The following is a 12,886-nucleotide window of genomic DNA, read 5'->3' as shown; positions in this document are numbered from 1 at the left end:
TTACGGCGTCGTCTTCATCAGGTTGTCGGCCATCAGATCGTCGAGAAAAATGCTCAGCAATTGCAGGCGCCCGGCGACATCTGCCTTTCGGTAGACAGAGGCGCATTGCGCTTTGACAGTGCCTTGTTTTGTGTCCCGCAACGCGGCCATTTCGGCGATGGAAAAGCCTTTGATCGCCAAGATCGCAACTTCACGTTCTGCGCTGGTCAGGGACCAAGATGAAAAGCGCGCCTCCATAACCTCGTTAAAGGCACCTGAGGCGACCTTGATCTGATCTTCCAACTGGCCTTGTCGCGACAGGATTTGGCGCAATTCGTTGCCAGTAAACGCAAGGCCGAAGAACAGCGCGAGCGTCACCAGCGCTTCCAGCACATCGCTTTCAGCGAAGCGGTTGAACGATAAGGGCCAAAACAGGTCCCAGATAACGTCCATCAGGAAATAAGCGCAGCAGATTGCCTGAAGCGCAAAAAGGGACCAAAGCACGGCTGTTCGGGACATATTCGATCCTTAAAACTGGGACGCGCATGCGCCCCATTTGGGGCGCATCACAAAATGTTTAGTCGTCATCATCGTCATCATCATCGTCGTTGTCATCATCATCTTCGCTGTCGTCGTCTTCCGCGTAGACGGCAAGCACCATGCCCGTCTCGGCCGAGACCTCGATTTCGAACAATTGGCCGCCCAATTCTGCTTCGACCTCAATCTCGCCGTCTTCAAGCTCGACCTCTTCGATCGTATAGCCCTGGGCTTGCAGCGCCGCCTGGATTGCGGTTTCTGACGACCCCAACTCGTCGCCAATATTAACCTGGGCAAACGCTGTTCCGGGCACCAGTAGCGCCGCCAAAAGGGTCAGTTTTGCGTGTTTCATCATTTTGAAGTCCTTTCCGAAGGGTTTGACACCGCAGCGTTGCGGTTGCCCCTATCTGGCGCCCTTCGATGGTTTCGGGAATTGGACTTCCGGGGGACCCCAGCAGGCATAGGCCGGAAGTTTATGGGAAAAAGCGGGTGTTTTCGGGCGCGATCTGTCCGCGCTGCCGCCGCCGCAACAAACCTCTTTCCAAACCCGCGATTCCCACCTATACGCGAGCCTTCACAGCGGCCCGACACCCTTGGAGGCAGCCGCGTCTATATTGGAGAATTCAAATGGCAAAAGAGATCCCTGATCTTGTAGTTGAGCCACGCGCGGGGACAGGCAAGGGGGCCGCCCGCTCAGCACGTCGTGCAGGCATGGTCCCCGGTGTGGTATACGGGGGCGGCGCTGACCCGCTCGCGATCCAGATCCCGTTCAACGTTCTGTTCAAGAAGTTGAAAGACGGTCGGTTCCTCGCGACCCTGTTCAACCTGAAAATGGAAGGCCAGGACGATGTCCGCGTGATCTGCCGCAACGTGCAGCGCGACGTGGTCAAGGACCTGCCCACCCATATCGACCTGCTGCGCCTGAAGCGCACCACCAAAATCGCGCTGTTCATCCCGGTTGAGGTTGTTGGCGAAGAAAGCTCGCCCGGCATCACGCAGGGCGGCGTCCTGTCGATGGTCCGCCCCGAGGTTGAGCTGACCGTGACCGCGGCCGACATTCCTGAAAGCATCGAGATCGACATCTCCGAGCTGGAAATTGGCGACAGCGTTTCGATCTCGTCGGTGACATTGCCTGCGGGCGCGAAACCGACAATCGACCGCGACTTCGTGATTGCCAACCTGTCCGCACCATCCGGCCTGAAAGCCGCTGGCGACGATGAGGACGAGGCCGAAGAGGGTGCAGAAGACGCACCAGCAGCAGAAGAAGAAGCGGCTGCAGAAGAATAATCTTCTAATGTCTCAAAGATTTGAAAAGGCGAGGCCCGTTCGGACCTCGCCTTTTTTGTACCTCTTAGCGGGCGCCGATGCGAACGGACTTGCCGTCGAAGGTCTGCACCGACATCACCACCGGGTCGGTCGGATAGCACAACGCCTGTTCCTCCAGCATGCCAATGGCGATTTCCTCACCCATCCGCAGACTGTCGTAATAGTCCGAGAAGTAATGCACCCCGGCCATGTTCCGCGCGATGGAAATATTGGCCGCCAGCTTGTTCAACTCGCCTTCCAAAGTGAGGGGGCATAGCCCTTTCTTAGGGTTGCGAATACACTTCTGTAGCACTTGCGCCTTGTTGCCATCATCATCAGCCACAGGGATAAAATGCACAAATTTATCGGTCGCAGCCGTGTCAGGACCAAAGAAGCCCACCTGTGTGGCACTTCCCGATTTACGTTCAATCAGCTGCGTGCCGGTGTCAAAGAACGCCTTCAGCACAGTAACGCAGGCCCCCGCTACAGTGGCATGCCCCGCCGCATAGGACGGGTGCATTGGTGAGCCTTCCGCAAAAGCCATAGGCAGATAAGCGGTATTCGCGCCACCCACCAAACCAGCATTGTGGGCCCGGATGCGGGAAATCACATCGGAGAGGTCTGAGGCAGATTTTGATAGGGTGCCGCAAAGCTCCGGGTGTTTCGTTTCAATGTCAGCGGCCTTTTCAAACCGCGCGGCAAGAACCTCAGGGCGAGCCCGGATATGGGTATTGAACTTCTGGAACCGCGCCGCCTTGAGCGCCCGGGTCGCGACCTCTGTGACCATGGTCAGGATGTGGGGGCCGCCATAGAGCGCAAAACCACCCGCATTCAGATCACTTACACCGCCACTGGCAACGTTCTTGCGCATACCCGCCAGCTTGCTGAACCCGGGGTCGAACGGGGTTTTCATACCCAAAAGGGTCAAGCAAGCGTTCAGATAAGCCTGATAAAGCGCATCAGTGTGCACATAAGTCGCCATGTCGCGTGGCGTGCAGATGAAACGGCGGGTTCCGTTGAAGTCCTGCCCAGTACCACCGGTTGTATTGAACTTATTAACGTCGACGCCCTGCTGCACCTCGTGCCAGCTGGTATCCGTGACCATATAGTCGTCATCATCATTTGCCACAGCAACCTTTTGCGAGATGAGCTGCGGCCCGTAGCCAATCTCACCCTTGGCGACATCGCCATTGCCGATGAGCATAAATTGCGACAGGTAGGGCCCGTTTTCGACGCCGGGCGTGGACCCGCGGAACGCCGTCTGCCCAGTGATAATCTCCTTTCCACCCGAGCCCTTTGGCTCTGTCTTTCGGGGGCGGTTTGGGAAGCCGTCATCCGCGTAGTCCAATGCATTCAGCGCATCGACGGAGGTTTTCACCATCCCACTGGCAGTGCCTTCAAATTCTGACAGCGCCACGTCGCGCAGCAGGGCCAGCTCGTAGACCTCCGCCATCTCGAAATTCAGCTCATCCGAACCTAGCGCAGGCGCCGGCGCCATTGTCACCGCCTGGCAATCGGGGCCTTGTAGATCAAAAGCTGTCCCCGCTGTGGGTGCCTCCCATAATCGGCGGGTTTTTTAGGGGGCATCTGCGAGACAGGCACCCGGTTGGTAAACGCGTCGATGAATCCATCGTCGATCGCCTGCCGAAACGCCATAAATGCCTCGGGGTCGTCAATTAGGCCGGTGGCAAGGTCATGCTCCAACCCTTTGGTAAAGCTCATCAGGTAATTGCAACTAGCAAGTTTTTGCTCATCGCCGTTTGCGTGGTGGGGGTCTTGGTGGCGGTCTTTGGCGGCTTGGGCGGCGGACACGCGGGCTTGAAACGCGGATTCGCGTCTGTATGCAGACATAGTACTCTCCAATAACTACTTCAAAATAAACGGTATTCCCCCGGTCAAAATAAACCGAAGCAAGACATAGGTAACACAAACGACGCGTCAGGCCAAATCTGCAGGGGTCCCGTCCAGAAGATGGCCTTCGCGGCAGAACCCGACCATCGCGCCGCGGGACAGGTCGGGGGAATAGATCAACCCAGAGGCGGACATGCACGCGAAGATGCGTTTGATCGTGCTGTCCGGGTAGCGTTTGGGGTGCAGCTCCAACGTCACGCCGCGCACATGGTCGGGCCATGGGGTGTCGAACATCGTGGCCTCTGCGCCTTCGACATCCATCATCACAATCGTGGGCCTGTGGGTGTCGAAAAGCTCAGACAGAGCCAGAACCGGCACTTCGACCGCCGACTGCGCACGGCCTTCGACGCCCGTGACGGAAGCGGCCCAAAAGGCGGGGCCAACATGGAGCGTCACCTTTTCATCGGCGCCCCCCTGCCCCATCACCGCGCCGTGCAGGCTGGTGGTGGCGTGACAGCCATTGGCGTCCAGATTGGTGCGGATGATCTCCTGCAGGGCCGGGTTTGCCTCCACCGTCACAACGTTTTCGGGCCCCGCCCGTAGCGCGCAGAGCGTGGCGATATAGCCCACGCCCGATCCCAGATCGAGCACCCTGTCGCCTTGTTGGACCATAAGCTGGGCAGCGCGCGCCTCCTGAAACTCGTATTTGCCGTCCTCAAGCTTCATACGGATGCGCCGGGTCATCAGCGGCGCGGGCACGCGCAGTTGGACGCCGTTCAGTTCGAATTGTGCCACTGGACCAAACCCTGATAAGACTGGGCAAATCTTAGCAGCGCGGCGCGCGATCACAACATGGCATATCGGGCATGAAATTATGGGTAGGGCTGGGCAACCCCGGCGCGAAATACGCGGGCAACCGGCACAATATCGGCTTCATGGCGCTGGACCGGATCGCGCAAGATCACGGGTTCGGCCCGTGGAAATCCAAGTTTCAGGGGCAGCTGAGCGAGGGCAAATTTGGCTCGGAAAAGATCGTTTTGCTGAAACCCACCACGTTCATGAACAAGTCCGGCCAATCCGTGGGCGAGGCCATGCGATTCTACAAGCTCGACAGCACCGACGTGACGGTCTTTCACGACGAGATTGATCTCGCCCCCGCCAAGCTGCGCTGCAAAGCGGGCGGCGGGCATGCGGGGCACAACGGGCTGCGGTCGATCCATCAGCATATCGGGCCGCATTACGACCGGGTGCGCATGGGTGTGGGCCACCCCGGCCATAAGGACAAAGTGCCGGGCTACGTGCTGCGCGATTTTGCCAAGGCCGATCAGGACTGGCTGGACGACATGATGCGGGGCATCTCGGATGGGGCGGGCCATCTGGCGGATGACGACACGGGGCGGTTCCTGAACGCCGTCAGCCTGCGCGTGGCGCCGCCACGCTCATCAACCAGCACGCCGAAACCGAAACCAACCCCGCCAGCGGCACCTGAGACCGAACCCGAAGACACCCGCAGCGCGATGCAAAAGCTGATGGACAAGTTCAAGTGACGCCGCTGGGTGCCGTCTTCCGGGATCAGGCGGAAAGTTGTGCGGCTTTGGGGTCCCCCTTCATGGCGCGCCTGCTGGGGCTTATCGCGGACAACCTGCACCCCGGCAGCCCGGTCATGGATCATATTCTGGCCTGGCCGGGCGATACCAGCAGCCGGGGTCATTCGGTCCCGTTGCGGCTGGCGGGCGGGCTGCATGCGTTGGTGCTGAAGGGCTGGGACCAGACACTGGCGGACGCCTACCCGCCCGCGACGGTCAGCGACGCCCAGCTTTGGGCGGCGGTGAAGGGCGCGATGACCACCCATTCCGCGCGCCTGATCAGCTGGATGGCCAACCCGCCGCAAACCAACGAAGTGCGCCGCGCCGCCGCTCTGATCCCAACCGGGGCGCTGCTGTCGGACCTGTTTCACCTGCCTTTGACCCTGACGGAGATCGGCGCGAGCGGCGGCTTGAACCTCAACTTTGACCACTTTGCGCTGCAAGCCGGTGCGGTGACGCTTGGTCCCCAAAACCCGGCGCTGACCCTGACCCCCGAATGGCATGGTGAGACACCGTTTCAGACCGCTGTGACGGTGGCCGGGCGGCGCGGCGTTGACCTGAACCCGTTGGCGCGGCCCGAAGACGCGCTGACGCTGCGGGCGTATCTCTGGCCCGACCAACCCGAACGGCGCGCCCTGACCGACGCCGCCCTTGACCTGCCCCGCGCGCCCGTCGACCGCGCCGATGTCGCCGACTGGCTGCCCACCCGGCTGGCGGAACCGACCGAGGGCACCACCCATTTGATCTATCACACGATTGCATGGCAGTATTTGCCCCCCGCGACGCAGGAAAAATGTGCCACCTTGATTGAGATCGCGGGCGCGGCGGCGACGAAACAGGCCCCCCTTGCATGGATGGGCATGGAGGCCGATGATCACCCCGATGGCGCCGCGCTGACCCTGCGGCTGTGGCCGGGGAACCGGCAGATCACGCTGGGCCGCGCAGATTTTCACGGACGCTGGGTGCGTTGGACCCCGAAGGAGCATGAGCAATGAATATGGACCCCTCTTTGAACGTTTTGGGCGCCCCGTTGGAGAGCTGCTCAACCGACCCCGTCACCGGATTTTTCCGCAACGGATGCTGCGACACCGGGCCCATGGATCAGGGCAGCCACACGGTTTGCGCGGTGATGACGGCGGAATTTTTGGCGCTGTCGAAATATCTGGGCAATGACCTGTCGACCCCACGGCCCGAATTTGGCTTTGAAGGCTTAAAATCCGGCGACCGGTGGTGCCTGTGTGCGGCGCGTTTCTTGCAAGCCGTTGATGAAGGCGCGGCCCCGCGCGTGAACCTTCAGGCCACCCATCAGCGCGCCCTGGACGTTGTGTCGCTGGAGGTCCTCACGCAATACGCTTTGGAGGGCGAGAGCTAGCGCTGCGCCAACCCCACCCGCGTCATCCGCCAGTGGATGCGGATCAACGGCACGAAGAACAGCACGAAACCGAAGCTGAAAAACACCCAGATCATGCCAGGCAGCCACATCACGCAGATCACCACACCGACCCAACCGGCCATGCGCGTCGCCGTCGCGGCCGGGAAAAACCGTATGAGGCACAGCTGAAACAGCCTGCCGCCATCCAGCGGCATCACCGGCAGCAGGTTGAAAATCGCGAGAAACAGATTGATCTGCGCCAACCAGTACAAGGCCCATTGCAACGTCGGATCACCCAAAACGGGCGCGATCAGCGAGGCTACGGCCCAGATCGCCAAATTCACAATCGGACCCATGGCCACAATCAGTTCTTCCTGCTCAAGCTCACTGGCGCCTGCATGTTCGCAAAACCCGCCGCCGCCATGGATCATGATGCGCTTGACCGGCACGCCTTGCACCAGCGCGCCCCAGGCATGGCCCAGCTCATGCGCAAGGATAGACCCCACGATCATGGCCACAAACAAAATGTCGTAAAACAGCATTTCCGGCCCGGCGCTGAACAGCAAATAGACCAGCGGCAGCATCATGATCGAGCCGCCAAACTGGATCGGCACGCCCCATGGGCCGGGGATCTGAAAGACCGGTTTTTCGGTGAGATGCCTCATGTCTGGCCGCACGCCCTCGCTTGGTTTGCGATATGTTAACAGCAAACTGGGGCCAAAATTGGGTCATTTGTCAGTTCTGGTTAAGATCTGCGCAAAGGGCCGTCAGGCGTTTTCGTCCGGGTCATCCAAAGGGTCGAGCACCAAAACAAGCCGCGTCTCCCCGCTGCCCTCAATAGGTGGCGACCGGTGCACAAGACCAGCCGCAGGTTTGGGCGGCCATAGCGTGCCGCGCAACATGATCGGCGCGCCGGTCGGAACCGTGAAAACCCGGGCCGGATCATCGCCAGACTGTGACATACCATATTGCGTTCCGGTGCCGCGATAGGTGCAAACCAACCGGCCTGTGATGGCATCAACATGGAACCGTCGGCAGGCATTCGTGGTCACAACATCCAGACGCAGTCGCAGAAAAATGCTGGGCATCAGCTTCGACACCACCGCCGCCAGCGATGCAATATCGCCTTCAAGCCAATCGCGTTCTGGCCCAGCGGGCAGGCCCGACATGTCGCAAAGCTGCGCGACGGCCCCGGCCACCATACCCGGTGGCAAGATCACCCGTCCGCTTGGCAGCACGTCCGGGTTCAGCGCATTGAGCCAATCCAGCACCTCGCGTGGCGGTTGCCTGCGCCAGATCGCCGCCGCACATGCGGGCCGCAAAAACATATCAAGCGATGCCGCATCATCCGCAATGCCGACGCAGCCGCCTGCGTCGTTTACGCTTTGTGATGCAACGCTCATGCGGCGTCTTCCACGCGGCGCCAGATCGGGAACGGGTCAGGATAGACCGGCAGGTTATCGGGGCCAGTGGCCGTGACGGCGGGGACCAGGCAGGCGTCCAGACGCGCCTTGATATCGGCCCAGTCAATGCCCGCGCCGATGAACACGATTTCCTGTCGGCGGTCGCCCCACGGTTCCTGCCAATGAGCCTGCATATAGGCTTGCGCGCTTTCATGGGTGGGCTGGCGTTCCTTCGGCACGGAGGCCCACCAGGTGCCAAGCGGCTTGATGCTGGACAGCGCACCGGCGAGCGAAAATTCGGCCACCCAATCGGGCCGCGTCGAAATCCAGAAATGCCCCTTGGCGCGGATCACGCCCGGCAGATCGCCGTTGAACAGCTCCAGAATACGCTCCGGAATAAAGGGCTGCCGCGCGCGGTAGACATAAGAAGCCACGCCGTATTCCTCGGTCTCGGGCACGTGGTCGGCAAAGCCGTACAGCTCCTTGGCCCACATTGGATGCTCATGCGCCTTTTCAAAGTCAAACAAACCAGTGTCGAGGATTTTCTCCGCCGCCACGGCGGATTGGTTGGTCTCGATGATCTCGGCATCCGCGTTCAGGCTGCGGATGATCTTGCGCGCGGCATCCACCTTTTCAGGCCCCGCATCCGCGACCTTGTTCAAGATCACCACATCGGCGAATTCGATCTGATCGGTCAGCAAATGCACCAGCGTGCGTTCATCTTCCTCGCCCAGCGTCTCGCCTCGGTCGCGCAGGAAGTCATGCGAGGCGTAATCGTTCATCAGGTTGGCCGCGTCGACCACCGTCACCATCGTGTCCAGCCGGGAGACATCGGCCAGGCTGTCGCCAAATTCATCGCGGAAATCGAAGGTTGCGGCGACTGGCAGGGGTTCTGAAATCCCGGTGGATTCGATCAGCAGATAGTCAAACCGGCGCTCCGCCGCGAGCCGTCGGACCTCCTCCAGCAGATCGTCGCGCAGGGTGCAGCAGATGCAGCCATTCGACATTTCGACCAGAGTTTCGTCGGTGCGGCTCAGCTCTGTATCCGCGCGCACCAGGTCGGCGTCGATGTTGACCTCTGACATATCGTTGACGATCACCGCGACACGGCGACCTTCGCGGTTGTTGAGCACCCGGTTCAGCAGCGTCGTCTTGCCCGCCCCCAGAAAGCCCGAAAGAACAGTGACCGGTAGGCGAATATCTGACATAGGTGCGCTCCAAATATGTTATGTTATAATATAACATAAATACGATATCACCGAGGCAATGCAACACCAAAAGCTACGTATGAGCGCGGTTTTGAGCGCGTCCCTAGATGCGCCGCCTCAGCAGCCACACGAAAGCAACGCCACCAATCAGACCCGTGACGATGCCAATCGGCATATCGTCAGGCGCCATCACGGTGCGCGCGATGATGTCAGCCCAGACCAGAAAAATCGCGCCGCAGAGCGCCGATATCGGCAGCAGGCGGCGGTAATCGCCGCCCACCAGCAGCCGCACGATATGCGGGATCATCAGGCCCACAAAGCCGATGATCCCCGAAAATGCCACCATCACGCCGGTCACAAGCGCACCGATGACGAAGACGCTCAGCCGGAAGCGCGCCACCGGGATACCCAATGTCGTGGCCGTCTCATCCCCCACCGTCATGGCGTTCAACGTCCCCGATTTGGCCCACAGATAGCCGCCGCAGCCCAGCAAAATGACGGCCGGGTAGATCAGCTGATCCCATTGCGCCAAACCAAGCCCGCCCAACATCCAGAACACGACGGTGTGGGTGGCCTTGGGATCGCCCATGAAGATCAGCACATTGGCCGCCGACATCACGACGAAGGACACCGCGACGCCCGCCAGAACCAACCTGTCAGCACTGGTCGCAGCAGCAAATTGCGACACCGCCAGAACGATCAATGTCGCGCCAAGGGAACCTGCGAAGGCCAGCAGCGGCACCGTCAAAAGGCCCAGAAACAGCCCTGTGTGCAGCAGCGCCAATATCGCACCAAACGCCCCACCCGCCGAGATGCCCAGCAAATGCGGATCGGCCAGCGGGTTGCGCGTCACCGCTTGCAGGCTGGCGCCAACCATCGCCAGCCCGGCCCCCACAAAACACGCCAAGATCGCACGCGGGAAGCGGATGTCCCAGACGATGGCCTCGCGCCCTTGCGACCAGTCCTGCACGATTGTTCCGGGCGCAATCCGGTTCACCAGAATGCCCCAGACCGTGTCCAACGGGACGGCTATCGCGCCCACGCTGACAGCCATCGACAAAGACCCGATCAGGGCCAAGCCGCCCAAAACCACCGTCGCCCAAAAGCGACTGTTTGTCCCGAGTTGCGATGTTGCCGATGGCGGCGCCATGCGTGATCACTCGGCCCGGAAGGCCGCAGCAAGGGTTTTGACCGCCTCGATATTGCGGGGGCCCGGTGTCGCTTCGACATATTCAAGCACGACGAACCGGTCGTTTTTGATCGCATCAATGCTGGCAAACGCAGGGTTGTTCATCAGGAAGGCACGTTTTTGATCAGCTGTGACTTCCCCGTAATTCACGATCACGATGATCTCGGGGTTGCGCTCGACAACCGCTTCCCAGCCGACCGTGGCCCAGCTTTTTTCAAAATCGTTCATGATATTGGTGCCGCCTGCGGCCTCGATCAGCGCGTTGGGCATGGCGTAGCGGCCCGAGGTGAACGGCACGTCTTCGCCGCTGTCATAGACAAAAACGCGGGGGGCGTCCTCCAGCGCGGGCTGCGTGTCAAGAAACGCGGCCAGTTCGGTTTGATAGCCTGTGATCAGCTCTTCGGCGCGCGCCGAAACGTCGAAAATCGCGCCCAGATTGCGCAAGTCATTATACATGTCATCCATCGACGCGGCGTCCTTGGCGCCAATATGGATGCAGCTTTCGGTCAACTCGTAGACCTTGATGCCGAACGGGTCCAACGTGTCAGGCGTGACTTCCCCGCCGACCTTCATACCGTAATTCCAACCGGCAAAGAAAAAGTCAGCATCCGCGCCGATCAGGACTTCCTTGGACGGGTATTTCGCCGACAGCTCGGGCAGTTCCTTGATGCCAGCGGTCATGCCCGCGTCCAGCGTTTTCCAGCCGGAAATGCCGGTATAGCCGACCATGCGATCCGCGAGGCCGAGCACCAACATCATTTCGGTCAGGTTCACATCGTTCGAAATCGCGGCCTGCGGCGGCGCATCGAATGTCACGGCGCGATCGCAGCTTTGCACGGTGGTCTGGGCCATGGCAGAGCCTGCCAAAGACAGCGCCGCAAGCGTGGTGAGGGTGAGTTTCATCTCGGAGGTCTTTCAGTTTGGTAGAGTAAAGGAAAAATGCGATGTCCCGCTGGTGGCGAGCATGTCGCGTTTGGCATCGACGCGGAACGTGTCGGACACAAGCGCATCGGTCAGCAGCGTACCCGGCGGCCCAAAACCCTGCGGATGGCCGTCTTTGAGGATCAACACCGCATCGCAAACCCCGTCAGCCATGTTCAGATCATGCAAGGAGACCACAATCGTAACACCAAGACCTTGGATCAGAGACACGATTTCCAGCTGATGGCGCACGTCCAGATGGTTCGTGGGTTCATCAAGGATCAGCACCTGCGGCTCTTGCGCCAAGGCCCGTGCGACCATCACCCGCTGACGTTCCCCGCCCGACAGCGTGCCAAAATCGCGATCCGCCAAGAGGCGCAGGTCGAGCTGTTCCAGCACTGTATCAACCACCTGTTCACCATGCGCGCCCGCTGCGGCAAAGCCCGATTGATGCGGCGTCCGGCCCAATCGCACGATGTCGCGCACGCTCAACCCGAAGCCCGTGGCCTGTTCCTGCAGCACGGCGGCGACCCGAGTGGCCGCGTCGCGCGCGGTCATCGACCAGATATCCTGCCCGCCCACGCGCACCTGCCCGGTCATCGGTTTTTGGAACCGATAGAGCAGCCTCAGCAGGGTCGATTTGCCCGCGCCATTGGGGCCGACAACGCCCAGCACCTGCCCGGCCGCAACTTGGAAACTGGTTGTGTGCAGCAACGGGTCGCGCGACTTGGGCGGCGCCCAGCTGACCCCACTGACGTCAAGATCCGCCGCCATCATGACGCGCGCGCCTTGGTCCCTGCAACCGCGCTTAAAGCGCCGGGAACGCGGGCAAGCGTCGATTTGCGCAGCTTGCCGGGGCGGTCAAACGACGCGCACCAGCCGTCATGCAGGTAGGCATACTGCGCGGCGAAGGTGATCAGGTCGTCCACATCCAGTGCAGGGTCGATATCACCGAACAGATAAGTCGCCTTACCGCTGCCCTGATAGGCCACGGTGCAGGGGCGGTCGCAGCCCGCCATGCAAGCCACGCCCGACACCTCAAACGCCTCAGGGATTGCTGTGCCCGCCGCCTTGAATGCGGCGCGCAACTTTTCGATCAGCTCAAAACCTGGCCGATGCTCAGTGCCTTTATGCCTGCACGAGGTGCAAACTGTGATCCGGTGATCCGTGCCTGTGTCCATATCGCCCTCCGCGACGCAGCGGGGCGCAAGGCTGACATGTGTTTCGGCACGCGTGGTTTCGTGTCGCCATCATGATCTCCTAACCAGACACCCCGTCTGAGTTCAGTTGCAGTCACGGCGCCATAGCGCCGCGTGATGGCAGGTCTCCTGACTTGCGGATCAGCGTTTCCCCTTACCTTCCCAAGCCCGTCGGGCTCAGTGGTATTTGCCGGGGTCACTCACCGCTCACAGTTGCGGGGGCAGTTACGGATTCGGCGCGTGTTCGCTCCTCCTCACCGTATTCCCTTTTCATTCCAGCCGCATATTCGGCGGCTGAAAACCATCTGGCAGCGATATTGAAGAAATCCGTGGGCG

General features: G+C 60.6%; 16 protein-coding genes and 1 riboswitch. Of the genes, 4 read left to right on the top strand and 12 right to left on the bottom strand.

Annotated elements, in window-relative coordinates; translation table 11 throughout:
- Together ACZ1G7_RS15220 and ACZ1G7_RS15215 are read right to left on the bottom strand one after the other, a co-directional pair.
- Entirely contained in the window at window positions 1-498 is a 498-nt protein-coding gene (locus tag ACZ1G7_RS15220; RefSeq protein ID WP_472660233.1) for a helix-turn-helix transcriptional regulator, read from the bottom strand.
- 58 nt (window positions 499-556) lie between these two features.
- Entirely contained in the window at window positions 557-871 is a 315-nt protein-coding gene (locus ACZ1G7_RS15215) for a PepSY domain-containing protein (protein ID WP_472660232.1), read from the bottom strand.
- 272 nt (window positions 872-1,143) lie between these two features.
- On the opposite strand from ACZ1G7_RS15215, the gene ACZ1G7_RS15210 reads away from it, so the two are divergent.
- Window positions 1,144-1,803: a 50S ribosomal protein L25/general stress protein Ctc gene (locus ACZ1G7_RS15210; protein WP_472660231.1), complete on the top strand. Its 660-nt coding sequence runs from the start codon at window positions 1,144-1,146 to the stop codon at window positions 1,801-1,803.
- A 64-nt stretch (window positions 1,804-1,867) separates the two neighbouring features.
- Here the strand turns inward: ACZ1G7_RS15210 and ACZ1G7_RS15205 are convergent, their stop codons facing one another.
- From ACZ1G7_RS15205 to ACZ1G7_RS15195, 3 genes are all read right to left on the bottom strand, one after another.
- Window positions 1,868-3,319, bottom strand: coding sequence for a vanadium-dependent haloperoxidase (locus ACZ1G7_RS15205; protein WP_472660230.1), 1,452 nt, complete (start codon window positions 3,317-3,319; stop codon window positions 1,868-1,870).
- A gap of 2 nt (window positions 3,320-3,321) precedes the next feature.
- A complete protein-coding gene (locus tag ACZ1G7_RS15200; protein WP_472660229.1) occupies window positions 3,322-3,672 on the bottom strand; it encodes a hypothetical protein in 351 nt (116 codons plus the stop codon).
- 87 nt (window positions 3,673-3,759) lie between these two features.
- Window positions 3,760-4,467 carry an FkbM family methyltransferase gene (locus ACZ1G7_RS15195; protein ID WP_472660228.1) on the bottom strand — a complete coding sequence of 236 codons (708 nt, stop codon included), beginning with the start codon at window positions 4,465-4,467 and terminating at the stop codon, window positions 3,760-3,762.
- A gap of 71 nt (window positions 4,468-4,538) precedes the next feature.
- Here ACZ1G7_RS15195 and pth point away from each other — a divergent pair, with 71 nt between their 5' ends.
- Genes pth through ACZ1G7_RS15180 form a run of 3 tightly spaced genes read left to right on the top strand, consistent with a single transcriptional unit; the run spans window position 4,539 to window position 6,630 of the window.
- On the top strand, window positions 4,539-5,219 hold the full coding sequence (pth, locus tag ACZ1G7_RS15190) for an aminoacyl-tRNA hydrolase (RefSeq protein WP_472660227.1): 681 nt from the start codon (window positions 4,539-4,541) through the stop codon (window positions 5,217-5,219).
- Window positions 5,216-6,253 carry a DUF2332 domain-containing protein gene (locus ACZ1G7_RS15185; protein ID WP_472660226.1) on the top strand — a complete coding sequence of 346 codons (1,038 nt, stop codon included), beginning with the start codon at window positions 5,216-5,218 and terminating at the stop codon, window positions 6,251-6,253. The genes pth and ACZ1G7_RS15185 overlap by 4 nt, the downstream gene beginning before the upstream one ends.
- A complete protein-coding gene (locus ACZ1G7_RS15180; protein ID WP_472660225.1) occupies window positions 6,250-6,630 on the top strand; it encodes a DUF2237 family protein in 381 nt (126 codons plus the stop codon). Before ACZ1G7_RS15185 ends, ACZ1G7_RS15180 begins: the two co-directional genes overlap by 4 nt.
- Here the strand turns inward: ACZ1G7_RS15180 and ACZ1G7_RS15175 are convergent.
- The 7 genes from ACZ1G7_RS15175 to ACZ1G7_RS15145 form a co-directional block, all read right to left on the bottom strand.
- Complete coding sequence (locus ACZ1G7_RS15175) at window positions 6,627-7,295, bottom strand: site-2 protease family protein (RefSeq protein WP_472660224.1); 669 nt, start codon at window positions 7,293-7,295, stop codon at window positions 6,627-6,629. The genes ACZ1G7_RS15180 and ACZ1G7_RS15175 overlap by 4 nt on opposite strands.
- A gap of 102 nt (window positions 7,296-7,397) precedes the next feature.
- Window positions 7,398-8,033, bottom strand: coding sequence for a DUF1826 domain-containing protein (locus ACZ1G7_RS15170; protein ID WP_472660223.1), 636 nt, complete (start codon window positions 8,031-8,033; stop codon window positions 7,398-7,400).
- Window positions 8,030-9,241: a GTP-binding protein gene (locus ACZ1G7_RS15165; protein ID WP_472660222.1), complete on the bottom strand. Its 1,212-nt coding sequence runs from the start codon at window positions 9,239-9,241 to the stop codon at window positions 8,030-8,032. The genes ACZ1G7_RS15170 and ACZ1G7_RS15165 overlap by 4 nt, the downstream gene beginning before the upstream one ends.
- Before the next feature lie 103 nt (window positions 9,242-9,344).
- On the bottom strand, window positions 9,345-10,391 hold the full coding sequence (locus ACZ1G7_RS15160) for a FecCD family ABC transporter permease (protein WP_472660221.1): 1,047 nt from the start codon (window positions 10,389-10,391) through the stop codon (window positions 9,345-9,347).
- Window positions 10,392-10,397: 6 nt separating this feature from the next.
- A complete protein-coding gene (locus ACZ1G7_RS15155; RefSeq protein ID WP_472660220.1) occupies window positions 10,398-11,333 on the bottom strand; it encodes an ABC transporter substrate-binding protein in 936 nt (311 codons plus the stop codon).
- Window positions 11,334-11,345: 12 nt separating this feature from the next.
- Window positions 11,346-12,128 carry an ABC transporter ATP-binding protein gene (locus tag ACZ1G7_RS15150; protein WP_472660219.1) on the bottom strand — a complete coding sequence of 261 codons (783 nt, stop codon included), beginning with the start codon at window positions 12,126-12,128 and terminating at the stop codon, window positions 11,346-11,348.
- Window positions 12,125-12,532: a DUF1636 family protein gene (locus tag ACZ1G7_RS15145; protein WP_472660218.1), complete on the bottom strand. Its 408-nt coding sequence runs from the start codon at window positions 12,530-12,532 to the stop codon at window positions 12,125-12,127. The genes ACZ1G7_RS15150 and ACZ1G7_RS15145 overlap by 4 nt, the downstream gene beginning before the upstream one ends.
- Window positions 12,533-12,652: 120 nt before the next feature.
- A riboswitch (cobalamin riboswitch) is annotated at window positions 12,653-12,871 on the bottom strand.
- Between the last annotated feature and the right edge of the window lie 15 nt (window positions 12,872-12,886).

The sequence above is a fragment of the Litoreibacter sp. JB4-2 genome, from assembly GCF_055693445.1.
Note: the sequence above shows the minus strand (reverse complement) of the source record. Positions and strands in the feature narration are given on the sequence as shown.

Bases quoted from the DNA above. Each gene is read 5' to 3' on its own strand.
- pth (WP_472660227.1), top strand. From the start codon at position 4,539: ATGAAATTATGGGTAGGGCTGGGCAACCCCGGCGCGAAATACGCGGGC.
- ACZ1G7_RS15160 (WP_472660221.1), bottom strand. From the start codon at position 10,391: ATGGCGCCGCCATCGGCAACATCGCAACTCGGGACAAACAGTCGCTTT.
- ACZ1G7_RS15150 (WP_472660219.1), bottom strand. From the start codon at position 12,128: ATGATGGCGGCGGATCTTGACGTCAGTGGGGTCAGCTGGGCGCCGCCC.
- ACZ1G7_RS15145 (WP_472660218.1), bottom strand. From the start codon at position 12,532: ATGGACACAGGCACGGATCACCGGATCACAGTTTGCACCTCGTGCAGG.
- ACZ1G7_RS15175 (WP_472660224.1), bottom strand. From the start codon at position 7,295: ATGAGGCATCTCACCGAAAAACCGGTCTTTCAGATCCCCGGCCCATGG.
- ACZ1G7_RS15205 (WP_472660230.1), bottom strand. From the start codon at position 3,319: ATGGCGCCGGCGCCTGCGCTAGGTTCGGATGAGCTGAATTTCGAGATG.
- ACZ1G7_RS15180 (WP_472660225.1), top strand. From the start codon at position 6,250: ATGAATATGGACCCCTCTTTGAACGTTTTGGGCGCCCCGTTGGAGAGC.
- ACZ1G7_RS15215 (WP_472660232.1), bottom strand. From the start codon at position 871: ATGATGAAACACGCAAAACTGACCCTTTTGGCGGCGCTACTGGTGCCC.
- ACZ1G7_RS15220 (WP_472660233.1), bottom strand. From the start codon at position 498: ATGTCCCGAACAGCCGTGCTTTGGTCCCTTTTTGCGCTTCAGGCAATC.
- ACZ1G7_RS15210 (WP_472660231.1), top strand. From the start codon at position 1,144: ATGGCAAAAGAGATCCCTGATCTTGTAGTTGAGCCACGCGCGGGGACA.
- ACZ1G7_RS15170 (WP_472660223.1), bottom strand. From the start codon at position 8,033: ATGAGCGTTGCATCACAAAGCGTAAACGACGCAGGCGGCTGCGTCGGC.
- ACZ1G7_RS15165 (WP_472660222.1), bottom strand. From the start codon at position 9,241: ATGTCAGATATTCGCCTACCGGTCACTGTTCTTTCGGGCTTTCTGGGG.
- ACZ1G7_RS15200 (WP_472660229.1), bottom strand. From the start codon at position 3,672: ATGTCTGCATACAGACGCGAATCCGCGTTTCAAGCCCGCGTGTCCGCC.
- ACZ1G7_RS15155 (WP_472660220.1), bottom strand. From the start codon at position 11,333: ATGAAACTCACCCTCACCACGCTTGCGGCGCTGTCTTTGGCAGGCTCT.